Source organism: Bacillus sp. NPDC057893 (assembly GCF_042796455.1).
Classification (GTDB): domain Bacteria; phylum Bacillota; class Bacilli; order Bacillales; family Bacillaceae_G; genus Bacillus_A.
In genome coordinates, this window is sequence record NZ_JBHVNG010000002.1 from 173,032 (window position 1) to 197,704 (window position 24,673).

At 36.2% G+C, this 24,673-nt stretch carries 21 protein-coding genes and 3 pseudogenes; 21 read left to right on the plus strand and 3 right to left on the minus strand.

All coding sequences use genetic code 11. From position 1 onward, the window contains the following. The first annotated feature begins 14 nt into the window (after positions 1-14). From ACFVQC_RS09495 to ACFVQC_RS09535, 9 genes are all read left to right on the plus strand, one after another. Positions 15-992, plus strand: a complete 978-nt coding sequence (locus ACFVQC_RS09495) for an ornithine cyclodeaminase family protein (protein WP_377898219.1) — start codon at positions 15-17, stop codon at positions 990-992. A gap of 189 nt (positions 993-1,181) precedes the next feature. Further along, entirely contained in the window at positions 1,182-2,771 is a 1,590-nt protein-coding gene (locus tag ACFVQC_RS09500) for an ABC transporter substrate-binding protein (RefSeq protein ID WP_377893506.1), read from the plus strand. Positions 2,772-2,861: 90 nt separating this feature from the next. After that, positions 2,862-3,812, plus strand: coding sequence for an ABC transporter permease (locus ACFVQC_RS09505; protein ID WP_016094679.1), 951 nt, complete (start codon positions 2,862-2,864; stop codon positions 3,810-3,812). A gap of 6 nt (positions 3,813-3,818) precedes the next feature. Beyond that, on the plus strand, positions 3,819-4,670 hold the full coding sequence (locus ACFVQC_RS09510) for an ABC transporter permease (protein WP_377898220.1): 852 nt from the start codon (positions 3,819-3,821) through the stop codon (positions 4,668-4,670). A gap of 26 nt (positions 4,671-4,696) precedes the next feature. Beyond that, positions 4,697-5,689 (plus strand): ABC transporter ATP-binding protein, encoded by a 993-nt coding sequence (locus ACFVQC_RS09515; RefSeq protein ID WP_377898221.1) that lies wholly within the window; start codon positions 4,697-4,699, stop codon positions 5,687-5,689. Further along, positions 5,682-6,653: an ABC transporter ATP-binding protein gene (locus ACFVQC_RS09520; protein WP_002166287.1), complete on the plus strand. Its 972-nt coding sequence runs from the start codon at positions 5,682-5,684 to the stop codon at positions 6,651-6,653. The genes ACFVQC_RS09515 and ACFVQC_RS09520 overlap by 8 nt, the downstream gene beginning before the upstream one ends. Before the next feature lie 746 nt (positions 6,654-7,399). Beyond that, entirely contained in the window at positions 7,400-7,804 is a 405-nt protein-coding gene (locus tag ACFVQC_RS09525; protein ID WP_002125610.1) for a hypothetical protein, read from the plus strand. A 286-nt stretch (positions 7,805-8,090) separates the two neighbouring features. Next, positions 8,091-8,252, plus strand: coding sequence for a hypothetical protein (locus tag ACFVQC_RS09530; protein WP_377898222.1), 162 nt, complete (start codon positions 8,091-8,093; stop codon positions 8,250-8,252). 151 nt (positions 8,253-8,403) lie between these two features. Then, positions 8,404-8,562, plus strand: coding sequence for a hypothetical protein (locus ACFVQC_RS09535; RefSeq protein WP_002087303.1), 159 nt, complete (start codon positions 8,404-8,406; stop codon positions 8,560-8,562). 243 nt (positions 8,563-8,805) lie between these two features. Here ACFVQC_RS09535 and blaIII read toward each other — a convergent pair whose 3' ends face one another. After that, positions 8,806-9,753 (minus strand): class A beta-lactamase BlaIII, encoded by a 948-nt coding sequence (gene blaIII / locus ACFVQC_RS09540; protein ID WP_002016516.1) that lies wholly within the window; start codon positions 9,751-9,753, stop codon positions 8,806-8,808. Between the two features lie 596 nt (positions 9,754-10,349). Between blaIII and ACFVQC_RS09545 the strand changes: the two are divergent. The 10 genes and pseudogenes from ACFVQC_RS09545 to ACFVQC_RS09590 all read left to right on the plus strand — a co-directional run. Further along, positions 10,350-10,502 (plus strand): annotated as a pseudogene (locus ACFVQC_RS09545) (DNA-binding response regulator); the annotation flags it as partial. After that, positions 10,499-11,466 (plus strand): annotated as a pseudogene (locus tag ACFVQC_RS09550) (tripartite tricarboxylate transporter substrate binding protein). The pseudogenes ACFVQC_RS09545 and ACFVQC_RS09550, both read left to right, overlap by 4 nt. A gap of 225 nt (positions 11,467-11,691) precedes the next feature. After that, positions 11,692-12,093, plus strand: coding sequence for a (deoxy)nucleoside triphosphate pyrophosphohydrolase (locus ACFVQC_RS09555; RefSeq protein WP_002134691.1), 402 nt, complete (start codon positions 11,692-11,694; stop codon positions 12,091-12,093). 113 nt (positions 12,094-12,206) lie between these two features. Beyond that, positions 12,207-15,107, plus strand: coding sequence for a DEAD/DEAH box helicase (locus ACFVQC_RS09560; RefSeq protein WP_377898223.1), 2,901 nt, complete (start codon positions 12,207-12,209; stop codon positions 15,105-15,107). Between the two features lie 232 nt (positions 15,108-15,339). After that, positions 15,340-15,666 carry a nucleoside triphosphate pyrophosphohydrolase gene (locus ACFVQC_RS09565; RefSeq protein WP_002134693.1) on the plus strand — a complete coding sequence of 109 codons (327 nt, stop codon included), beginning with the start codon at positions 15,340-15,342 and terminating at the stop codon, positions 15,664-15,666. Continuing rightward, positions 15,659-18,100: a DEAD/DEAH box helicase family protein gene (locus tag ACFVQC_RS09570; RefSeq protein ID WP_377898224.1), complete on the plus strand. Its 2,442-nt coding sequence runs from the start codon at positions 15,659-15,661 to the stop codon at positions 18,098-18,100. Before ACFVQC_RS09565 ends, ACFVQC_RS09570 begins: the two co-directional genes overlap by 8 nt. A gap of 124 nt (positions 18,101-18,224) precedes the next feature. Beyond that, positions 18,225-18,317: pseudogene (locus ACFVQC_RS09575) on the plus strand (nucleoside triphosphate pyrophosphohydrolase); the annotation flags it as partial. Between the two features lie 199 nt (positions 18,318-18,516). After that, entirely contained in the window at positions 18,517-19,377 is an 861-nt protein-coding gene (locus ACFVQC_RS09580; protein WP_377898225.1) for a DnaD domain-containing protein, read from the plus strand. After that, positions 19,374-20,660 (plus strand): replicative DNA helicase, encoded by a 1,287-nt coding sequence (dnaB, locus tag ACFVQC_RS09585; protein ID WP_377898226.1) that lies wholly within the window; start codon positions 19,374-19,376, stop codon positions 20,658-20,660. The genes ACFVQC_RS09580 and dnaB overlap by 4 nt, the downstream gene beginning before the upstream one ends. 44 nt (positions 20,661-20,704) lie before the next feature. Beyond that, complete coding sequence (locus tag ACFVQC_RS09590) at positions 20,705-20,872, plus strand: hypothetical protein (protein ID WP_000169779.1); 168 nt, start codon at positions 20,705-20,707, stop codon at positions 20,870-20,872. Between the two features lie 163 nt (positions 20,873-21,035). Here the strand turns inward: ACFVQC_RS09590 and ACFVQC_RS09595 are convergent, their stop codons facing one another. Continuing rightward, a complete protein-coding gene (locus ACFVQC_RS09595) occupies positions 21,036-21,821 on the minus strand; it encodes a TrmB family transcriptional regulator (RefSeq protein WP_377898227.1) in 786 nt (261 codons plus the stop codon). Positions 21,822-21,931: 110 nt separating this feature from the next. Here ACFVQC_RS09595 and ACFVQC_RS09600 point away from each other — a divergent pair, with 110 nt between their 5' ends. Further along, positions 21,932-22,699 carry a TSUP family transporter gene (locus tag ACFVQC_RS09600; protein ID WP_016094649.1) on the plus strand — a complete coding sequence of 256 codons (768 nt, stop codon included), beginning with the start codon at positions 21,932-21,934 and terminating at the stop codon, positions 22,697-22,699. Between the two features lie 145 nt (positions 22,700-22,844). Here ACFVQC_RS09600 and ACFVQC_RS09605 read toward each other — a convergent pair whose 3' ends face one another. Beyond that, complete coding sequence (locus ACFVQC_RS09605; RefSeq protein WP_377898228.1) at positions 22,845-23,732, minus strand: DMT family transporter; 888 nt, start codon at positions 23,730-23,732, stop codon at positions 22,845-22,847. A 393-nt stretch (positions 23,733-24,125) separates the two neighbouring features. On the opposite strand from ACFVQC_RS09605, the gene ACFVQC_RS09610 reads away from it, so the two are divergent. Further along, entirely contained in the window at positions 24,126-24,671 is a 546-nt protein-coding gene (locus ACFVQC_RS09610) for a hypothetical protein (RefSeq protein WP_377898229.1), read from the plus strand. Positions 24,672-24,673: the final 2 nt, after the last annotated feature.

Sequence of the window (24,673 nt, forward strand, 5' to 3'; positions counted from 1 at the left end):
GGAGGTGGAAAGATATGCTAGTCATAAGCGCGAACGAACAAAGAAACTTAATAAATATGAACGAAGTCATTGAATACGCGGCGCTTGCTTTACAAGAATTTTCCGCAGAAAGAACGATTACACCAATTCGCGGCTCATTACCATTTGCGAACGAACAAAATACCGCGTTAATTATGCCTTCAGTAGCGGAAGGACTTGAGGCACTCGGTTTAAAAGTAGTAACAGTAGTCCCGCAGAACAAAAAGATAGGAAAGAAAACGATAAACGGGATTGTTATGCTATCAGACTTTCAAACGGGAGAACCACTCGCACTTTTAGAAGGCTCCTATTTAACAATGATCCGAACAGGTGCCTTATCAGGAGTAGCGACAAAACATTTAGCTCGTCATAACGCCAAAACTTTATGCATCATCGGCACCGGTGAACAGGCGAAAGGAATCGCTGAAGCTGTACTCGCTGTTAGGGACATCGAAAAAATCAATTTATACAACCGAACAGAAGAAAAAGCGTATGCATTTGCGCAATATATACAAGAAAAATTCAGCAAACCGGCTTACGTTTACACAAATCCAAATGAAGCAATAAGTGAAGCAGACATCATCGTCACAACAACGAACGCATCCACACCAGTCTTCTCAGAAAAACTACAACAAGGCGTCCACGTAAACGCCGTCGGTTCATTTAGACCGAGCATGCAAGAACTACCATCACACGCCATCGCTAACGCAAACAAAGTAATAGTCGAATCAAAAGAAGCAGCACTAGAAGAAACAGGCGACCTCCAAGTTCCGATAAAGGAAGGTCTATTTAAAGCAAACGATCTCCACGCCGAACTTGGTCAAATTATAAGTGGAGAAAGACCTGGCCGAGAAAATGATGAAGAGATTACTATTTTTAAATCAGTTGGTTTGGCGGTAGTAGATATTATCGTTGCGAAGTATTTATATGAAAAAGCGGTGGAGCGTGGTTTGGGGAATAGGATTGAGTTTTGAGAGACTGCCTTTTGGTGGTCTTTTTTTGTGGGGATATAGTATTTGTTTCTGTTAATAGATTTCAAACTTTCCACATTTACAAAAAAGTTTGACTTTATATACGGGTAGTGGTAATTTAAAACTTATAAGAAAACTCGGGATTAAATCCGAGTTTTCTTATGGGTATAAATAGTTCGAGGGGGCCGAAAGATGAAACGGAAGTTATTTGCATTACCATTTGTCCTACTATTACTTATTGCATTAGCGGCTTGCTCAGGGGAGAAAGATTCTTCGAAGCAAGCGAACACTAGTAAATCAGGGACTCCGAAAGATGGAGGAACGTTAACAGTTGGTGTTAGTGATAATCCAGATACGATGAACCCGCTTTATGCGAATGATCGTGTGTCATTGACGATACAGCAAGCTTTATATGCACCGCTGTATCATATGGAAGACGGTAAGAAAAAGTTTGTTCTTGCTGAGAGCTTTACGCCTTCAGAAGATCAATTAACATGGACTTTAAAACTAAAAGATAATTTGAAATGGCATGATGGTAAGAAAATTACATCAGACGATATTGTATTTACATTCCAATCTATTTTAGATGAGAAGCAAAATAGTTCAAGCCGTGAAAACTTTATTTTTAAAGGGAAGCCGCTTGAGGTGAAAAAAGTGGATGAGCTAACGACTCAATTCGTTTTACCACAAGTAAGTGCATCTTTCGAAGGGGTTATGAATGATTTCTTCCCAATTCCGAAACATGTATTTGAAGGTGAAGCGGATTTAGTGAAGAGTAAGAAAAACCTACAACCTGTAGGCTCAGGTCCATTTAAATTAAAAGAGTTTAAATCAGATGAATATGTTGCGCTAGAGCGATTCGATGATTATTTTGCTGGTAAAGCGAAATTAGATTCTGTCGTGTACCGCGTTGTAAAAGATCGTAATACAGCAAATGTTTCACTTCAAAATGGTCAAATCAATATGAAGATGATTGAGCCGCAAGACTTTAAGAAATTAGATAGCACTGGGAACTTCTCGATGGTGACATTCCCTGAAGGTAGATTATTCTACTTAGCTTATAACTTTAATACAGACCTTATGAAGAAAAAAGAAGTGCGCCAAGCGATTGCGCATGCATTAGATAAGAAAGAAATGATTAACTCAGCATTCGTTTCTAGTCAATTTGCAGAACCGGCAAATTCAATCTTAACGCCAGACGCTATGTATTATGCAAAAGACATAAAAGAGTATAAGTATGATCAAAAAGAAGCGAAAGATTTATTAGCAAAAGCTGGTGTGAAAGATAAAGAAAAAGTACGCGTTATGTATGTAACGAATAATAAAATTATGGAAAGCTTAGCGCTATATACACAACAAAAATTACAAGAAGTTGGCTTACAAGTTGAACTAAATGCATTAGATGCTAGTGCGGCAAGTGAAAAAGGCTTAGATAAAGAGAATAAAGAATATGACATTACATTCGGTGGTTACATAATGGGACCAGAGCCAGATTCATATAAGAGCTTATTCTTAAGTAATGCAGAATACAATTATGCACGTTATAAAAATGCTGACTTTGATAAGTTATGGGAAGAAGCTGCAGTTGAAACAGATAAAACGAAACGCGCAGAGCTATACCATAAAATTCAAGATACAGCGAGAGAAGACTTACCTTATCTTCCAATCGCATATCCAAAAGCAGTTATTGCAGTAGATAAAAAGTTTGATGGATTAAAAGAAGCAAAAGCAATTCCAGTTACAATGTTTGAAGATCTATCGAAGATTTATGAAGTGAAATAAGCAACTATGAAGAAGCTGGTGGAAATCAGCTTCTTTATCCCGCTTTAACGGACTGATTAAAGTTTCACTTTATCTTGAGGGGGGAAGTTTGTGTATAAAGTAATTGCAAAGAGGCTTTTAAATGCAATTCCGCTTTTATTTGTTATTTCTATTATTTCTTTTCTATTAATAAAACTAGCGCCGGGCGATCCCGTTCGAAACTTTGTAACGCCGAATATGAGCCCGATTGACGTTGAGCGTATTCGCAAAAGTTTAGGACTAGATCAACCGATTTACATGCAATATATTTTATGGTTAAAAAATATTTTAACAGGGAACTTTGGATACTCACTTCAAAATCACCGCCCTGTTTTAGAACTTATCACAGAAAGATTACCCGCAACAATTGGGTTAATGGGATCCTCTTTACTCGTCTCATTTGTAATCGCAATACCACTTGGGCTATTTACAGGTGTGAAAAAGAATTCTATCTTTGACCGCATCGTGAACTTCATCTCCTATGTGGGAATCTCAATGCCAGTCTTTTGGTTCGCGTTACTATTAATCTACTTATTCTCTTTAAAATTGAACATGCTTCCGAGTATGGGTATGCGTACAGTCGGTCAAGATTCATTCTGGGATATTGTCCAGCACGGCATTTTACCTTGTATGGTGCTAGCGTTCCAAAACGTCTCTGTTTATATGAGATATATTCGATCAAGTACCATCCAGCAATTAGAAGAAGATTACGTACAAATTCAATATGCGTACGGCGCTTCAAAGAAAACAGTTTTATTTAATCACGTACTTCGAAACGTATTAATACCGATCATTACAATCTTCGGCTTATCCATTCCAAGTTTAGTAGGCGGAGCGTTCATTACGGAAACAGTATTCTCATGGCCGGGACTTGGTTCACTCGGGGTGAATGCTATTTTTAGATTTGATTATCCAATTATTATGGCAATTACATTACTATCATCATTCATGTTAATTCTCGGTAATTTAATTGCTGATATTTTATATGGCGTAGTAGATCCGCGCATTCGAATGAGGGGGTGATTTGGAATGAATAATAGGAGATTTCAAACGATAAAAAGTAGTTTTACAAAAAATAAGTTTGTAGTAATGGGAGTTATTATACTTGGTGTTTTAACAATTGCGTCTCTTTTCGCATTCATATCACCGTACGATCCTAGTAAAATGTCAATTCCAGATCGTTTACAAGAACCGAGTTTAAGTCATCCTTTCGGCACAGACGATTACGGAAGGGATTACTTAACGAGAGCGTTATATGGCGGACGAGTTTCGCTTGCGGTTGGTTTTCTAGCGATGGTTGTTTCCATTACAATCGGAACCGCAGTAGGAACAATTAGCGGATATTTTGGCGGAAAGTTAGACAACTTCTTAATGCGAATTGTTGAAGTTCTTATGTCAATTCCATCATTCTTTTTAATGCTACTATTAAATGCTTATTTAAAACCAGGAATTACAACGCTTGTTCTTATTATTGGATTACTGACGTGGATGGATACCGCGCGTATCGTAAGGGCAGAAACGTTATCTGTAAAAGAGCGTGAGTACGTTTTATATGCAAAAGTATCTGGGCAAAAATCACTCATGATTATTGTAAGACACATCATTCCAAACATTTTATCGACCATTATAATCGCTGCGACATTAACAATTGCGACATCTATTTTAATGGAATCATCACTTAGCTTCTTAGGTTTAGGTATTAGAGAACCAGATTCTTCTTGGGGCAGCATGCTAAATAATGCGCAAGGATACATAGGTGAAGCTTGGTATTTAATACTCTTCCCAGGGTTCCTTATCCTTCTAACAGTACTAAGTTTTAACGTAATCGGTGAAGCGCTCAAGAAAGCTTTCGCACCAAAAGGAGCTGGGAATGAGAACTAAAGTGTTAAGTGAAAGGAGTGAGAAGCGTGTCTGAAAAACTATTAGAAGTGAAAAATTTAAAGACTTCTTTTTTCATAGAAAGTGGTGAAGTAGAAGCTGTTCGCGGCGTTTCATTTCATTTAAATAAAGGAGAAGTCGTTGGGATTGTTGGCGAATCGGGAAGCGGAAAGAGTGTTATGGCGAAATCTGTTATGGCTCTCGTTACGTCACCAGGGAAAGTGAAAGAAGGAGAGATTCTTTTTCAAAATGAAAACGTGCTTTCTAAATCGGAGAAAGAATTACGCTCTATTAGAGGAAATCAAATTTCACTTATATCCCAGGATCCAATGTCGGCATTAAACCCAGTTGTGAAAATTGGGAAGCAAATGACGGAAGTAATTATTCGGCATCAAAAAGTGAAAAAGAAAGAAGCGCAAAATATCGCGGTCAACTTGCTAAAACAAGTTGGTCTTTCTTCACCAGAAGAAAGGGTAAAACAATATCCGCATGAACTAAGTGGCGGTATGAAGCAGCGGGTTATGATCGCAATGGCGATGTCTTGTAACCCAGACCTTCTCATTGCGGATGAACCGACGACAGCGCTTGATGTAACGATACAAGCGCAAATACTAGACTTAATGAAAAACTTAAAAAATGAAACGAATATGTCGTTATTGCTCATCACGCATGATCTTGGAATTGTCGCGCAAAACTGTACACGCGTCATCGTTATGTACGGCGGACTTATTATGGAAGAAGGACATGTACTTGATATTTTCCAAACGCCGAATCATCCATACACGAAAGGGTTATTAAACTCTCTGCCAAAAATATCGAACGGAGTAAAAGAAAGACTAGCGCCAATTCAAGGTGTAACGCCAAACTTACTACACCCGCCGAAAGGATGCCCATTCGCAGAGCGTTGCCCACATAAAATGGACATTTGTGAAAAAGAACGTCCACCATATTTTGAAATCGGAAACGGAAGACGCTCTATGTGCTGGTTAAACGATAGGGCGGTAGGTGATTCCCATGCATGAAGAAAACTTAATTGAAGTTCGGAACTTAAAAAAGTATTTTCCTATTAAAAAAGGACTATTTGGCAGAAAAACAGAGCAATTAAAAGCAGTCGATGACTTAAGCTTCACAATTAAAAAGGGTGAAACATTCGGACTAGTAGGAGAATCCGGCTGCGGAAAATCAACGACAGGAAGAAGCATCATTCGTTTACACGATGTCACTTCAGGTAACATCCTATTCGACGGAAAAGATATCGCAGATCTAAAAGAAAGTGAACTAAAAGAATATCGAAAAAGAATGCAAATCATTTTCCAAGACCCATATGCATCATTAAATCCGACGATGAACGTGTTCCAAATTATTAGCGAACCGATGAACATTCACGGCTCTTACAAAGAAGAGGAAAGAAAAGAAATCATTTTAGACCTTCTCAAAAAAGTAGGCCTAAAAGAAGAACACCTATATCGCTACCCGCATGAATTTAGCGGAGGCCAAAGACAGCGCATCAGCATCGCGCGCGCACTATCTGTAAAACCAGACTTCATCCTATGTGACGAACCAATCTCAGCACTAGATGTCTCAGTCCAAGCACAAGTCGTAAACATGCTGCAGGATATTCAAGAAGAAACAGGCGTCACATACTTATTCATCGCACATGACCTATCCATGGTAAGACACATATCAGACCGAATCGGAGTCATGTACTTAGGAAACATAGTAGAAATTGCCGACAGCGAAGACCTATACACAAAACCGGCACATCCATACACACAAGCACTACTCTCATCCATGCCAGAACCAGATCCAACAAACACAGGCAAAGAACGGATCATCCTAGAGGGAGAAGTACCAAGCCCACTAAACTCACCATCCGGCTGCAAATTCAGAACACGCTGCAAATTCGCCACTGAAAAATGCGCACAGGAAGTACCGAAGATGGTGGAGATTGCGAAGGGGCATGAGGTGGCTTGTCATTTGTTTTAGAGAGAGAGCACCCGGGGGACCTGGTGGTATTTCAGTTGGTAATATGATAGCTGGTATGGCTTGTAGCGTTAAATAATTTATATAATAAACAATATCCTTTCAAAAAAATATTTAAGTCTATATTTATCCCGCTATTTGCCGGGCAGTAAAACTCCCACCTCAAAATTCAGGTGGAGCAAAGAAGTTAGGTGGGAGATCGACTGCCCGTAAACGCCCGATTGGTGAAGGCTAATAATCAGTGGGGGATGAACAAAACCCCCACTGATTAAAGTTTCACTTTATAATTTTTTCTATCTTAATGCATAAAGGCAGGGAAGGATTATATTTAATTCCCTTCCATACTTCTGATGGGGTGGACATCAATGAGATGTGGTTTTTTGTTCACGGATTTTTAACATCTTTATTTACAGTGTTTTGAATGTAAACTAATAATAAAAAGTTTGCTTTCAAATTAGAAAAGGTTAGTCCCTCACTCCACTCCAGCTAAAAACCTCACACCCAAAAACAAAGGGGAACTCAATTGTTCAAACTCATATAAAGTTTCAATCTTGTCTAAGCATCCATTAGGATATACAATTGATCATCTATTTTTCTTTACATAATCTCCAGATACAGTCCATATCAACTATAGATTCTTGTCTTATGCTAAATGTAATCAAAAAGCAAGTAGATAAAGATAATGACTAAAACATTAACTCTAGATACTTTTTTGATGAATATTACAAATAAACAGGAGGTAATGAAAAATGATTAAAACATTATTAGCAGGAGCACTTTTAAGTACAGGATTGGTAGCGGGAGGTGCAGTAGGTGCAGATGATGCGAAAATGGACAATTTAAAATCAAATGAAGATAGTTCAAATCAAGTAATTACACAGAGTGCAGATGGAACAACGTCTTTCTCACAAAACTTTGATTTACCTAAAGATGCAGTGCCAGCAACTCCTAAAGGAGACGCAAAAACTGTTGAAAGAACAGAAGGTACAGACTCTCAAGAAGGAAAAATGGTACCAACAAAAGAAGGTACAGATTCTCAACCTGGATTTGAAATGGGAGCCCCTGAAAAACCAGAGCATGCAAAAACTGTTGAAAGAACAGAGGGCACAGACTCTCAAGAAGGAAAAATGGTACCAACAAAAGAAGGAAATTAAATAATATATAGTTATAACGAAGAGCATCCAAAAAGTGGTGCTCTTTTTATATTATAGGAATCAACCGGTTTTACTCAATATAGAACTGTAGCGGGAATTCAAGCTAGAATATGGGTTACTGTCTCTTCAAATCATGGTGTTTGAAGCACTAGTTTTGGTGGTAACGTTACAACATAAACATTTTATTAGAGATTTTTTAAATTTACATACACTCTAGATAAACTACATATCAACTTCAGATACTTGTTTTATGATACAAGTAATCAAAAAAGGAGGGCAATACAAAATGATTAAAACAGTATTAACAGGGCACTCTTTTAAGTACAGGAGATTATTAACAGGTGGAGAAAATGTTGAAGATGTACAGACAGATCAACATATTCCATATGAACAAAATGAATTGCAGCAAACTCTAGAAAAGTACGATTCGAAGAAATTTGAGTTATAAAAAGAAAATAGATAAATATAGTGAAAATAGATAAATTGACAAGAGAAAAGCACTTTGTGTATATCACAGGTGCTTTTTATTTTCATTTTCATATAGGGCTTGAATTAAATTTTTACACTAAAATATATACGGCAAAAAGGGGGAGAGTTCATTGCACAAAGTTATTTATGGAATATTAATTTTAATTTATACTTTGTATTCATTTTTTGTAAGTGATGGAAGTGAAGTAAGGTTTATTATGGTGTTAACTATAGTACTTATCTTTTCTGTGGTTTTAGAAAAAGGAAATGCAAACAAAACGACTGATTAAAGGTCTTTTTGTTTGCATTTTTTAGTTGACTATTACAGTCCAGATGTTTTAGGGATAGCACCAAATCGCCATCAAGCTTAAAGAACGATTTATCCCCAAACAATAAAAATGAGCTTTTTATTACAAGTTAGCACCAATTTTCGTTTTTGGGACACTATTAAATTTTTAGTTGATGAAAATGCGGTGCAACTCCCACTAGAGAAAACACCCGCCTAAAATAGAAAACTTTTAACCTATTATCATTTATTCCGTAGCTTTTAAGGTATTTAACACGACTTTGGTTGCGTCTGCAATAAGTTTATCATCGTATTTAGCATCTTCTTTATCATGATTAGAAAGTATAGCAAGAACAATCGGCTTTTTATTTGGTGGCCAAATAATTGCGATATCATTTCTTGTTCCGTAAGATCCCGCGCCTGTTTTATCAGCTACTTCCCAGCCTTTTGGTACGCCCGCACGAATCAATTTATCTCCAGTTGTATTTCTCTTCATCCAATCTACTAATAGTTCACGTTTTTCTATTGGAAGTGCAGTTCCTAATGTAAATGATTGAAGTGTCTTAGCTATCGCTTCTGGTGTACTGGTATCGTGTGTTTCTCCTGGATGCACTTCATTTAATTCAGGTTCAAATCGTTCTGAAGTAGTAACAGTATCTCCCATTTCTCTCAAGATTTTTTCAAATTCAGAGGGTCCCCCTAACTGTTTAAGAATTAAATTATGTGCTGTGCTGTCACTATATCGAACAGAAGCATCTGCAAGTTCTTTTAACGTCATTCCTGTATCAACATGCTTTTCAGTAATTGGATTATAATTAGAAAGATCTTCATGAGTATACGTAATCCTTTGATCAAGAGCTTCTAATGAGTTCTTGCGTAAAAGAGCGCCCACAGCTAATGATTTAGATGTGGATGCAAATGCAAAACGATCATCTGAATGATAAGCAACAGTTTGATTCGTACCTGTGTCCAGTGCATAAATACCAAGCTTAGCATCATATTCTTTTTCAAGTTTAGCGAAAGATTGATTACCTGTATTTTCTTGTTTAATTTGATTAGCTTGATTCGTTTGTTTAGGTGGTTCAGATTGAGTGTTACTATTGGAACAGCCTATAAGTGATACACATGAAAGTAATACTACAGGTACAATCTTTTTGTAATGTAAAATGTTAAAGAACTTGTTTAAAACGAACATAAATTTTCAACCTCTTTCAAGAATATATGGATTTTGTCTAGGTATTCTAAATACCAATGCAATTAAGGATGGCATAGGGTAACAATACTACTGCAGCTAAAATTTCACAGGTTAAATGACATCCAAAACGTTTATCCCGCATTAACGGGCAGTAAAACCCCCACCTCAAAATTCAGCGGAAGCAAAGAAGTTAGGCAGGGGATCAACAGCCCGTAAAAGCCCGATTGGTGAAGGCTAATAATCAGTGGGGGATGAACAAAACCCCCACTGATTAAAGTTTCACTTTATATGATTGATAAGTCACGGGTTGGGTTGTTTCTTTTTTGTTTTCACTTGTAATGGTTCACCTGTGAAAGTATTACAATACATATTTTTTACTTTTGGGATAATAAGTCCTTTCATTTTTTTGTAATTCATAAAAATAGATGTCAAACGGGATATGTTGTATCCAATCTGGACAACTAATATTAGAAATACACTTATTAGACAATCTAAGGGATAAATTTGTTCCACTTTAAGATGAGGAAGAATTTGGGGTTTGTAAAATAACAATGGAACTACGTGTTTTTTCGTCATACAAAAACCTCTACATATAAATAGAAGAAATGGGAGAACAAATGGGAGCCTCCAGAACAACCGCAAGAAGATATTTAGAATACCTAGTAGCGACAAATGAATGTACAGTAGAGTACACATACGGCATTATCGGACGACCAGAACGAAAATATCGAATAGGACGAGGACTATGAAAAAACGATTATTACTATGTATATGGATTATGACAGGAGTAATAGCTGGTTGTTCCTCGGAAAAATCTCAAACGAATACAGTAAACATAGACAAAGTAGAAATCGTTGCGCCAAATGTTCAAGGAGCGGGATGGGACTTAACAGCGCGAGCGATGCAAAAAACGCTAACAGAAGAAAAAATCTTCACAAAACCAATCACTGTCACAAACAAAGTAGGCGGGAGCGGTGATGTCGGATGGAAATATACGAAACAAAAAGGCGGTCACGTACTGGCGATTAACTCAAGCTTACTCATAACGAACAACCTACTAGGCCACAGTAAACTAACATATAAAGACTTCACACCACTCGCGCTACTTGCATCAGACTGGGAAGTCGTTGTCGTATCAAAAGACTCAAACATAGAAAACGCAAACCAACTAATAGAACAACTAAAACAAGACAAGAAAAACTTCAAAATCGGAGTTGCCCAGGCCTAGGAAACGACGATCACCTATCCTTCGTACAAGTAAGCAAAGAGTTCGGCATAAACCCTGCCGAACTACAATTCTTCGTCTACGAAAACAAAGAAAAAATCATAAATGCCCTAACGAACAAACAAATTAACGCCGCAACAATGACCCTATCCGAAGCCGAAAAACAATACAAAGCCGGCAAAATAAAAATACTAGCCGTATCCTCCGAAAAACGGCTAGACCGATTACCTGAAATTCCAACATGGAAAGAACAAGGAATCGACGTTGTTTTCCAGCATTGGAAAGGGATTATGGGACCGAAAGATATGACGGAGGAAGAGGTTGCTTATTGGGATGATGTTATTAAGAGGATGGCCCAGAGTGATACTTGGAAGGGGATTTTGGGGGAGAGGGGTTGGAATTCTTTTTATAAGAATAGTGGAGAGAGTAGGGTGTTTTTCGAGGAATGTGATTTTAGGTATGAGGAGATGGTGAAAAAAGAGGCTTAAGAGGGAAGTATTCGATCATGCTTTATTTTTGTAGTTACTTCTATATAATATAAAAGAGATGAGAGTGTTAGGCTAATTACATTAAAGGTGCTAGATAGGAATAGATAAATTCTGTCTTACTGTTTAAAAATATATTAGTCGTTAAAAGATATAAAAGGCATTTTTCAGTCTATAAGGTGTGGGAACGTAAATTATAGAGTTTCTGTGAGATTTAAGGAGGATATAATGAAGAAAAATATTTATGTTGTTGGAGCAGTAATTGTCCAAGATGAGAAAATTTTATGTGCACAAAGAGGGCCATCTAAATCGCTACCTCTTATGTGGGAATTTCCAGGTGGGAAAATAGAAGAGGGAGAAACACCTCAAGAGGCGTTAAAGCGTGAAATCGATGAAGAAATGCATTGTAGCGTGCAGATTGGTGAACAAATTGATTATACAGCCTATGAGTATGATTTTGGTATTGTTCATTTGAAAACTTTTTATTGTAAACTTGTTGAAGGAAGTCCGGTTTTAACTGAGCACGTAGCAATTAAATGGTTATATCCGAATGAACTGGCAGATTTAGAGTGGGCACCTGCGGATATCCCAACTATTGAGAAATTATCAAAAGAATCGCTTGTAAAGTGATTTGATTAAAAACTATTCGTTTTATGCGGATAGTTTTTTTATTGTAATAAATTTGCACTTTAAATCAGTGAGTAATACAATTAGTATAAAAATTTGTCATAAATGGTGATCATATGGAGAATTTCATTCAAAAGTTAGAAGGGTCTTTATATAAAGGATTTATTGATCAAGAACATAATCATCCTGGAATATATAAGCCTAAATTATTAGTAAACAATACGAAGAAAAATGAAAATGTTTTAAGCTCATTGTTGGAAGAGCTTGAAAATAGTACAGCCTTTATTTTCTCAGTGGCTTTTATTACGGAAAGTGGGCTAGCGACTTTAAAATCACATTTCCTTGATCTTAAACAAAAAGGGGTTAAAGGACGTATATTAACATCTACATTCTTAAATTTTAATACACCAAAAGTGTTTAGAGAGTTAATGAAACTTGAAAATGTAGAAGTAAGATTAACAAATTTATCTGGTTTTCATTCAAAGGGATACATATTTGATAACAAAACACATTGTTCATTAATTGTCGGTAGTTCAAATCTGACTGCACATGCTTTGAAGGTAAACTATGAATGGAACGTTAAGTTAACATCGCATGAAGATGGAGAGATTGTACAGCATTTTAAGAATCAATTTGAAGAAGTTTGGGAGCATTCTCAAGTATTAACTGAAGAGTTAATTGGAAATTACGAAACAATATATGAACAAGTTGCAGAAAATAAGTTACTAGATCGAGTTATAGAATTACCTGGTCAATATCATAATTCAATTGAAGAAGCTTTGAAAATTACTCCAAATAAAATGCAACAAGCTGCGTTAAAAGAAATACAAGCTATTCGAGACGCTGGAAAAGAAAAAGGATTAGTTATCTCTGCAACAGGAACGGGGAAGACATATCTTTCAGCATTTGATGTCAGAAATTTTGCACCTAAACGGATGCTATTTATTGTTCATCGAGAGCAAATATTAAATAAAGCAAAATCAGATTTTCAAAAAGTTCTTGGTGGAGCCGATGAGGATTTTGGGATTTTATCAGGATCAAATAAGCAAATGAATGCTAAATATTTATTTGCGACGATCCAAACTATTTCAAAAGAGGACACTTTACATCAATTTGATCCTGAGCTATTCGATTATATTTTAATAGATGAAGTTCATAAAGCTGGTGCTAGTTCTTATCATAGGGTTATTGATTATTTTAAACCTAAATTTTTAATGGGAATGACTGCTACACCTGAACGTACAGATAATTTTAATATTTATGAGCTCTTTGATTACAACATTGCTTATGAGATTCGTTTGCAAGAAGCACTTGAAGAAGATATGCTTTGTCCTTTCCATTATTTTGGAGTAACTGATTTTGAATATAATGGTGAAAAGATAGATGACACTACGGTTTTATCTAAACTTGTTACGGAAGAACGGGTGGATCATATAGTTGAAAAAGTAAAATACTATGGTTTTTCTGGTGAAAAGGTAACAGGATTAATGTTTTGCAGCCGAAAAGATGAGGCTGAACAATTATCACATGCTTTAAATAACAAAGGTTTTCGCACATTTGCATTAACCGGCGATCATTCACAACAGGAAAGAGAACTGCGTGTGAACCAATTAGAAAATGGCATACTTGATTATATTTTAACAGTAGATATTTTTAATGAAGGAATTGATATTCCAAGTGTGAACCAAGTTGTTATGTTAAGACAAACTCAATCAAGTATTATCTTTATACAGCAGCTGGGGCGTGGGCTTCGAAAACACAATTCGAAAGATTTTGTTACGATTATTGATTTTATTGGAAACTATAAAAACAACTATTTAATTCCGATTGCTCTTTCAGGGGATAGATCACAAAATAAAGATAATATACGTAGATATACAAATGACACGAGTTATATTAAAGGCATTTCAACAGTTAACTTTGAAGAGATAGCGAAAAAGCAAATCTTTAAAGCGATTAACGATAGTAATTTAACAGCAATGAAAATATTAAAAGAAGCTTTTGGTGAGTTGAAAAATAGAATAGGAAGAATTCCATATCTATATGACTTTATAGTAAACCATTCTATTGATCCAGTTGTACTTGTGGAAGGATATTCGAATTATTATCAGTTTCTATTGAAAATGAAAGAGGATGTCCCTGCATTAACAGAGTACGAAAATAAAGTTTTAACAATGTTTTCATTAGAAGTATTAAATGGAAAACGTAAAAATGAAATTGTTTTATTAGAATTGTTACTAAAGCAAGGAAAAGTTGATAAAGATGAGTATTTAAAACAACTTAAAAAATCTAATTGCTTAACAGATGATGATACGATTACGTCTGTGCAGCGGGTTTTTGAGTTATCATTTTTCACACAGAATAACCAGAAAAAATATGGTGAAAAGCCAATTCTCGTATTGCAAGAAGATAATACGTACATGTTTAATGATCTAATCCGAGAAAGTTTAGAAAAGAATGAATACTTCAAGTGTATGGTAATGGACATCATTAAAAGTGCGAAAGAAAAGAACAAAAACTATGAGTGTGATAGTAACCTTACTATATATAAAAAATACTCAAGAAAAGATGCATGTAAACTTTTAAATTGGCACATTGATGAGACTTCAACTATGTATGGCTATAAAACCAAATACTCTACTTGCCCAATATTTGTCACATATCATAAAAACGATGAGGTAGAATCCAGTGTGAACTACGGTGATGAATTCCTTAATCAAGATGTTCTTAAATGGTATACAAGAAGTAATAGAACATTAAAGTCAAAGGAAGTTCAAACAATTATTGATGCTAAAGAAAATAATATTGATGTCCATATTTTTGTGAAAAAAGATGATGACGAGGGAAGCGACTTTTACTATTTAGGAAAAGCGAGACCTGATAAAGCAAGTGTAGAACAAACTGAAATGCAAGATAAAAGTGGAAAAGAACTACCGGTTGTTACGATGAATATGATTATGGAGAAATCGGTGGATAATAAGCTGTATGATTATTTAAAGGATAGTAATATTTTTTAGGTAGATTAAATTTTTAATGCTTGTCTAGCTTAAAAATGATTAACGGGATAGTAGTATTAGTGGATAGGATAAGGCTGTATCAAAATGGCATTGGAGTATGCTTTTGATATGGCCTTATTTATTGGATTAAAATGTATTGTTTAAGCAGCTATCGCATGCAAACAGAAAGAAAAGCACTAAATCTTATATGGTATAATTAGAGAATTAAAACCCTAATCCTGGAGGAATTCAAATGCCAATCTACAACAAATTAGTAAGAGATCGCATACCAGAAATTATCGAGAATAACGGGAAAACATTTACAACTAGAATACTAGATGAAAAAGAATATATAGAAGAAGTGAGCAAAAAAACACAAGAGGAGCTAACTGAGTATTTAGAAGCCGAAAGTAAAGAGCATAAAGTAGAAGAGTTAGCTGATTTATTAGAGTTAGTGAATACGTTAGCTCAATATGAAGGTGTAACGTTAGAGGATGTTGAGAAAGTTCGTAAACAGAAGGCGGAAAAACGTGGTGGTTTTCAGGAGAGAATCTTTTTAGTTGAGGTACATGATGACTAATGTTCAGCTTGTTACGAATAATTTGATCCATAAGTTAGAGCGATATATGGATGATGCAAAATCGATTTACATTTTAACTTCGTTTGTTATGAAATCGGGGGTAGATGTGTTAGCCCCTCTCTTGAGGGTAGCAGCGGAAAAAAATGTGGATATTAAGATTTGTACAGGAGATTATTTGTATATTACACAGCCAGATGCTTTAGAGAAATTGTATCAAATTCATCCTGACATTGAGATTCGATTATGGAAGAGTGCGGGGAAATCATTTCATCCGAAGGCTTATTTATTTGAGCGTGAGAGCGATGGGGTTATGATTGTTGGTTCTTCTAATATGTCTCGTTCTGCATTAACAAGTGGTGTGGAATGGAGTTTACTTGTAAAAGAGAGTGTTGGAGAGGAAGCTTTTTCAGAGGCGATTGATCAATTTTTACATATTCATATGAATGAAGCAACTCAGTCTATTAATGTAGAAACAATTAAACAATATCGTAAAGAGTACGAAGGATTTCATACAACTCATTCGAATTTAATCCGAACTTGGACAAAACAAGAAGAGATTGAAATGATGATGCCGTCTGGACAAGAGGATTATACTGCGAGCTCAGGAGTAGAAGTTGAATTAGAGGCATCGGCTGTATATGAAACTAAGATTATGCCACGCTTTGCACAAATCCCTGCGTTAGAACAGTTAGAGAACGTACTAGAAGAAGGATACAACAAAGCGATGGTTGTTATGGCGACAGGGCTTGGTAAAACGTATTTAGCGGCTTTCTTTGCGAAACGTTTTAAACGAGTTCTATTTATTGCACATTTAGAAGAAATATTAAATCAGGCAGAAAGGTCTTTTCTGTGTGTAATCGATAATAAGACTACGGGAATTTATAATGGAAAGAAAAAAGAGGACGAGAAGGATGTTGTTTTTGCATCTATTCAAACGTTGAGTAGAAAGCTCCATTTAGAAAACTTCTCGCCTAATGATTTTGATCTTATTATTGTAGACGAGTTCCATCATGCGGCAGCAAATAGTTATCAAAGAGTGCTAGATTATTTTAAACCTAATTTTTTATTGGGAATAACGGCAACACCAGATCGTAATGACTTCCGAGATATTTATTCAATTTGTGATGGGAATGTTGCATACCGTATTGATTTTATGGAGGCGATTCAACGTGGGTGGTTATCTCCGTTTCATTATTATGGAGTACATGATGAGACTGATTATTCGCAAATACGTTGGATAGGTAATAAGTATGATCGTGAGGAACTTGCACAAGTTCAGTTAAGAGAGGAACTAGCCTTAAATATTCTAGAGGCTTGGAAGAAATATAAGAAAACGAGAACGATTGTCTTCTGTTCAAGTATTAGGCAAGCGGTCTTTTTGTCTACATATTTTAATGAGAATAGATATAACACAATCTCGCTTCATTCGGAAACAAAACATATTTCGAGAGAAGATGCAATTAAACAGTTGGATAGTAACGAATTAGATGCTATTTTCACAGTAGATTTATTTAATGAAGGTGTTGATATTCCATCTGTCGATACACTTTTATTTGTGCGTCCGACAGAATCATTAACGATTTTTACACAGCAAATTGGTCGTGGATTACGATTACATGAACAAAAAGAGTCTTGCATTGTAATCGATTTAATTGCAAATTACCGAAATGCAGACATAAAATTGCAAATGCTTCGAGTTGATGATGGAAAGGCGAAAGGGAACGGCAGACAAAACATATTGCCAGCTGGATGTACAGTAGAGTTTGAATTGGAAGCAAAGCAGTTATTAGATGAATTGATGAAAAAGAAAATGCCGAGAAAAGAAAAATTGCAGCATAGCTATCAAACTGTAAAAATGGATCTTGGACGTAGACCGACATATTTAGAATTACATAAGCTTGGTACAGAAGAAAGTAAAGAATATCGCCAAGAGTTTAAATCATATGTTGGCTTTTTGGCATGGAATGATGAACTAACAGAACAGGAAAAAGCAGTGTTTTTACATTATGAAGCGTGGTTACAAGAAGTTGAAAAGACAGGAATGGCAAAAAGTTATAAAATGCTGTTACTGTTAGCGATGTTACAACGCGGGAAAGAGAGATGGTACCATCCTATTTCACCAGGAGAAGTTGCACCATTCTTCCATCAGTTCTTAATGGAAAAAGAATACCGTAAGCGAATTGATTTTAGTGATAAGCAAGCGCAACGTATGTGGGAATATGATGAAGAAAAAGTTAGTAAACTAATCGCTACAATGCCAATGACAAAATGGAGTGGTAGTTCGAAAGGCTTACTATCATTTGATGAAAACTTATTTTCTCTAAATATGGATGTTAGAAAAGAAGATGAAGAAATTTTATTTGAATGGACGAAGGAGATATGTGAGTATCGTCTTCATACATATTTTGAAAGAAGGACAGCAACGCTGAAATAAGTGTTGCTGTTTTTTGAAGTTAAAATATGAGAATCCCCTTGCACCTCCCCCAACGTCACCCCCTAACCTAAAGAAGACAAAACAAAAAAGGGAGGACAAAACCAACCATGAAAAAACCCACAAACTCGAAGAAATCAATACAATCCGTAAAAAGAAAGCAACAGAACGAGGTGGCTTCCAAAACAGAACCTTCTTAATCGAAGTAACCGCCAACTAGCCCCTCCCATACCCCTTACAAGCCCCTACCAAGTAATAAATCACTAAGAAAAAACACAACAAAACAAAAACAACAACAAACACCGTAGTAGTAGTAGTCAAAAAAATTTTGAAATAACACGCCAAAAACCCGCCCCTCCTTCCTATATATAGTACAAAGAGGAATTTTTCATTTTTGAATGAGGACGGGAGGAACTTTGATGGCGGTGTATCGTAATGTGCAGGTGAATTTTTGGCAGGATGATTTTGTTTTGGATTTGACGCCGGAGGAGCGGTATTTTTATGTTTACTTATTAACTTGTTCGAAGACGACGCAGTGTGGGATTTTTCCTTTTCCGAAGCGGTTAGCTGAGATGGAGACTGGTTATAATCGGGAGACGGTTGATAAGCTCTTGCAGCGCTTTATTGATTATGGAAAGATTCTTTATGATGCGGAGACGAGGGAGTTATTTATTTTAAATTGGATTCGTTATAATCCTGTGACGAATACGAATGTGGAGAAGTGTGTGCTTCGTGAGCTTAAGGGTGTGAAGAATAAGGAGTTTGTACATATGTTTCTTCAGAAGTGCGCGGAGGAGGAGCTGAATGTTCCGATGCTTTTAGCACATTTCGGTATGCCTGGTGATCTGGCTGTGGATGATGTTGATCCAGTTTGCGAGGAAACAGTGGAAGAAGAGGTTATAGAGGAGGAAACGGGAAGTAAGGTGTTCACGTTTTATGAACAACATTTTGGTAGTTTGTCTCCTCATACGGTAGAGGAACTGAGTGCGTGGATGGTTGATTTGTCAGAGGAGCTTGTGCTGAAGGCTCTTCAAATTGCGTTTGAGAATAATAAGCGGACGGTTGCTTATGTGAAGGGGATTTTGAGGGGGTGGCACGGGAAAGGATTTACGAAAGTGTCTGAGGTTGAGGCGGATACGGTTCAGTTTAGGAAGAAAGAGTCGTCTGTTAGTACTGGGGAGACAGAGGATTTTTTGGCGAGGTGTGAGGAGTGGGAGAAGAATGCGCCGTCAGAGGAAGAGCTGCAGCGCTTTTTAGCGGAACGCGGGTGGCGTCCATGAGTATTCAAAATGTGGAGGCGGAAAAGACGGTGTTAGGTTCTCTTTTAATTGAAGGAGAGCTTATTAAGGAGTGCCGTTTGACGGAGCATTATTTTTCTATGCCAGTTCATAAGTCTATATTTCGGTTAATGCGGAAAATTGAAGATGAAGGGCAACCAATTGATCTTGTGACGCTTGTTTCTAAGATGAATCCAAATTTTTTGGAGAATATCGGGGGAATGGAGTATTTTATAGGGTTAATAGAGGGTGTGCCTACAACTAGCAACTTTTCATATTATGAGGGGCTTGTTCGAGGTGCTTGGAAAATGTATCAGGCTGGCGTTCTCGGGCACAAGATGGGAGAGCGTCTTATTGCGGAGAAGAATGAGAAAATTATCGGTGAGACGATTACGGAACTTTGTGAGTTAGAGGAAAAGGACTGTGTATGTGAGTTTGATTTGAAGGATGCGTTAGTTGATTTGTATGAAGAGCTTCATCAAGATACGAAAGAGAATACTGGTATTGAGACTGGTTATATATCGTTAAATAAAATGACGTGCGGATTGCAGGAAGGGGATTTTGTCGTTCTTGGTGCACGTCCTTCTATGGGAAAAACGGCGTTTGCGTTAAATATCGCATTGCATGCGGCGAAATCTGGAGCGGCAGTTGGATTGTTTTCATTAGAGATGAGTAGTAAGCAATTGTTAAAAAGGATGGCGTCATGCGTAGGTGAAGTATCAGGAGGTAGGCTGAAAAATCCGAAGCACCGTTTTGCGATGGAAGACTGGGAAAAGGTGAGTAAGGCGTTTGCGGAGATCGGGGAGTTACCACTTGAGATTTACGATAATGCAGGCGTTACGGTGCAAGATATTTGGATGCAAACTCGTAAGTTAAAGAGGAAGCACGGTGATAAAAAGCTTTTAGTCATTGTAGATTATTTGCAGCTTATTACGGGCGATCCGAAGCATAAGGGCAATCGATTTCAAGAGATTAGTGAGATTTCACGTAAGCTTAAGTTATTAGCGCGTGATTTAAAAGTATGTGTAGTAGCGTTGTCACAATTATCTCGTTCCGTAGAGTCACGTCAAGATAAGCGTCCGCTTTTATCTGATTTAAGAGAGACAGGACAAATTGAGCAAGATGCGGATGTCATTATGCTTATGTATCGTGAAGATTATTACGATAAGGAAACGAAGCAGAAAGAGATGACGGAGATTCATGTGGCGAAGCATCGGAATGGACCTGTGGGCAGTTTTAACCTAAGATTCTTGAAGGAGTTTGGGCGGTTTGTGGAGATTGGATGATAAAATAGAAGAAGGCATATAAAAAAGTAAAGGAGTGGTTACGGATGACAAAAGTGGGTCGTTTATATGAGCAAGAGAAGCAAGAAGAAATTGATAAAGCTCTTTCTGCAGCTGGAATGCTCTTTAAGGGAATGAGTATAGAGGAAGTGGCTAAGAAATTAGATGTAACAATTGAGAAGGTGAAAGAGTGGGAGAAGCGTTTATCTCATTAATCGCTGGGTTAATCGGAATATTCCGCAAAGGGAAAATGGCAGCGTCTGTATAAATTTATATAAAAATAGCCGACTATTTACTATATAATAGTCGGCTATTTTTGTACGGAGAAGTTGTTAGGTTTAATACGCAAATTTTTTGGGTTGCTCTTGAATATGCTTCTTATTTTTCCATAAAGAAGGATTTTCGCTCTGTAGTAATCCATTGATCCAAATCATCTTGGCTACGTCGGACAAGTCGATTCACTAACACATCATGCCACACATAATCCTCTAATAGGTATATATGAACAGGGTCATCTGTATAAAAAGCAACATTACGCTCCTCAAGTGATGGGCCGTAAATCATTTCTTTAGAATCTATCGATAAAATAAACCAATGTTCTGTAGACCGGGTTTCTGTATAAGGTGTTATACGGTGGGCTTCTAGATTTTTAATGGGATTTTCAACATGTAGGGTAATACCTTGTATTATGACTTTATCGGCTACCTCAGATAGGTCCTCTTTTAATACTTCGTACATCTCATCCCACATCGAAATGACAATACGTTTTTCTGCTTTTTTTATTAATGCCTGACAATAGCTAATTATTGTTTTATTGTCTTTTAAAGTAATCACTCGATTGTCCGTTTTTTCCTCGAAAGTTTCTAGTTTTTTTAATGAATCACTGATTACTTCATAAGTAGACTGCCATTCTGATTGCGCCTTTTGTAAAAAGATTTCAACAGGTAGAGGTGAATAGCGAGTGGTGTCATTTATTTCTTCCTTCATGACAATTCCTTTTTCTACAAGGTTACCCAAAATCTCGTAAATTCGTGCTCTTGGGATACCCGAATCCTTACTCACTTGGTAGGCTGTGACAGGCCCCTGTTTAACAAGAGATACATAAGATTTAGCTTCATATTCATTAAAACCAATTTTTTTAAGCTGTTGCACTATGTAGTCCACTTTTTTCGTCCTCCGATGTTTGCTTTTATATTTCAACGTTACAATAACTGTTTACATTTAGCAAATTATTAGTTACTATTCGGATAGTGACTAAAGGGGAGGTTGATAAAATGGATTTTTATTTAGACCCATCAGTATTAATTATTTTGATTGCTTTTGGATTTTTAGCCGCATTTATTGATTCAGTTGTAGGTGGTGGAGGACTCATTGCCTTACCCGCTTTATTATTTACAGGATTGAATCCAGCAAGTGCAGTAGCCACGAATAAACTAGCGTCGACAATGGGGTGTGCAACTAGTAATATTGTGTTTTATCGTTCTGGTAATCTTGATTTGAAATCGGCGTTTAAATTATTTCCACTCACTTTCATAGGTTCCATAATAGGGGCATGGATCGTTCATTTAATGAACCCAGAAGTACTGAAGCCATTGATGTTGATCATGCTTGGTGTGGTTGCTATTTATACGATTTTCAAAAAGGATTGGGGTAGTGTTTCCACTCATAAGAAATTGTCTGGTCGACACGTCATTATCTTTACTTTTTTTGTTTTTGCTATTGGTTTTTATGATGGATTTCTAGGTCCTGGCACAGGTTCGTTTTTAATGTTTTCTCTTTTATTTATTGGGTATGATTTTTTAAAAGCAGCAGGTAATGCGAAGCTTCTTAATTTAGGAAGTAATGTTGGTGCATTGTTGATGTTTATGTATGTAGGGCAAGTAAACTATGTGTATGGTTTTATAATGGGGATTGCTCAAATTGCTGGAGGGATTGTTGGCTCCAAATTTGCTATAAAAAAAGGAAGCGGGTATGTTCGTGCTCTTTTCATTACAGTAACTTGTTTATTGTTGGCGAAAAATCTGTATGACTATATTCAGTAAGTAATTTTGAACATTTTTTAGATGCTACCTTATTCGAAGATAGCATCTAAAAAAGTCTCATTTAAAAGAAAGTCTAAGTGAAGAGAATGAAAAAAATATAAACTCATATTTTTCTGGGGTATGTTTATTGATCATAGTGAAATGTTTACTCTATATTCCTCTTAAAACTAACCCGCAACAAACTCTTAAAATCCAACTCAGCAATCAACACACTTAACAGTATAAGCGTCGCCCCTAAGTATCCTTTCCCTGTGAGTGTTTCGCCTGTGAAGAAGAAGGCAAATCCTGCTGAAAAGACAGGTTCTAATGAAAAGATAAGACCTGTATGTGTGGGCGTAGTGTATTGCTGGGCGATAACTTGAACAATGAATGCGACTGCGGTGCAAAATATGCTTAAGGCTAAGATGATTAGCCATGAGTCGATAGTGCCAGGAAGTTTTGGGGTTTCCATCACTAATGAAAAAATAAGACTAAATAGGCCGACAAAACCGAGTTGTACTACCCCAAGTGCAATTGAATTCACATGTTTTGTTACGCTTCCAGTAATGATGACGTGAATCGCATAGAATAAGGCAGACAGTATGCAAAATATATCGCCGTTACCAATCTTGAATTCACTAGTTAATGTTAGTAATCCGATTCCTATTATCGTTAACACAATTCCTAATATAACTTTTTTCTCAGGAATGTGTTTTAAAAATATAGCTGATAATATCGGAATGAAAATGACTGTGAGACATAGTAAGAAACCGGCATTAGATACACTTGTATACTTTGTACCGAAAGTCGCGAAAATGTAGACGATAAATAAAACGGAAGCTAGTATAAAAGAATATTTTACAGTTTTAAGATCAATTTTGAATAAGTGTTTGTAAAATATTAAACCTGATAAAAGAAAGGCAATAATAAATCGTAATGCGATTAAATTATATTCTTCTATGCCATCAAGTCCAAGCTTTGTAAGTAGGATGGATGCACCCCAAAAAAATGTAACTAGTAGTAGCATTAAATCAGCTTTTAATTGAATTTTCATTTCTATTCCCTCGTTATGTATAATTTATGATCACATACCCCTATCCCCATTATTCATTTTAATATTAATTCTGAATATTTGGAACGAAAATTTATCGACTCTTTTTTCTCCATTCAATTATTGAAAGTTTGGATTTGAAGAAAATTGGTATGTGAGTTTCGAAAGTAAATAGAAATAATGAAAAAAGAACCCAATTTCTCTATTTGATATGGAGAAGTTGTTTTTTTCGTTTTGGAATAATTATGAGAAAATTTTTAGATATTTCTCATATATTCATCATGTTTCTTTCATGCTCTTCTCACGTCCAAGTTTTACACTCATATGTATCAAAGGTAAAGGGAGGTAATACATTTTTTACTTATCTCAAAACGAATGATAGATGGTGGTGAACAGATGAAAAAGAATAAACGTAAAAAATTGCGTTGGTTAAAATGGATTTTGATCCTTCCGTTACTTCTGACATTACTATTGTTTGGATTACATAGTATGAAGTTTGACAGGTGGAATCATGAGAAACATAAGCAAGCGGCGTATACTGTTTCTCACGATAAAGAAAGAGAAGCTTTCGTTACACAAAAAGAAAAGTTTAATAACTTTGAGCGAAATCAGCATCATGAAAAACACCATGAAAAAGAGTTTGAAGGCTTATTCTTTATACCATTCCTGTTAGCGTTTGGATTTGTTCTTTTCGGCTGGTTCATGATTCGTAAGTCTGAAGGGAATACGGTTAAAAAATGGACAGGCATATTGCTCCTAGTTATTGGTTTATTACCAGTCCTTCCGATGATTGCATTTGTTACAATGATTATTTGGGTATATAAAAAATTAAAAGAAAAAAGAATGGCAACGGATATAGATTTATACAGCGACTTTCAAGTACAAAAACAAGTAGATATTTTAGATCAATGGGAACGCAATATTCGTAAGGAGGAGAAGTAATA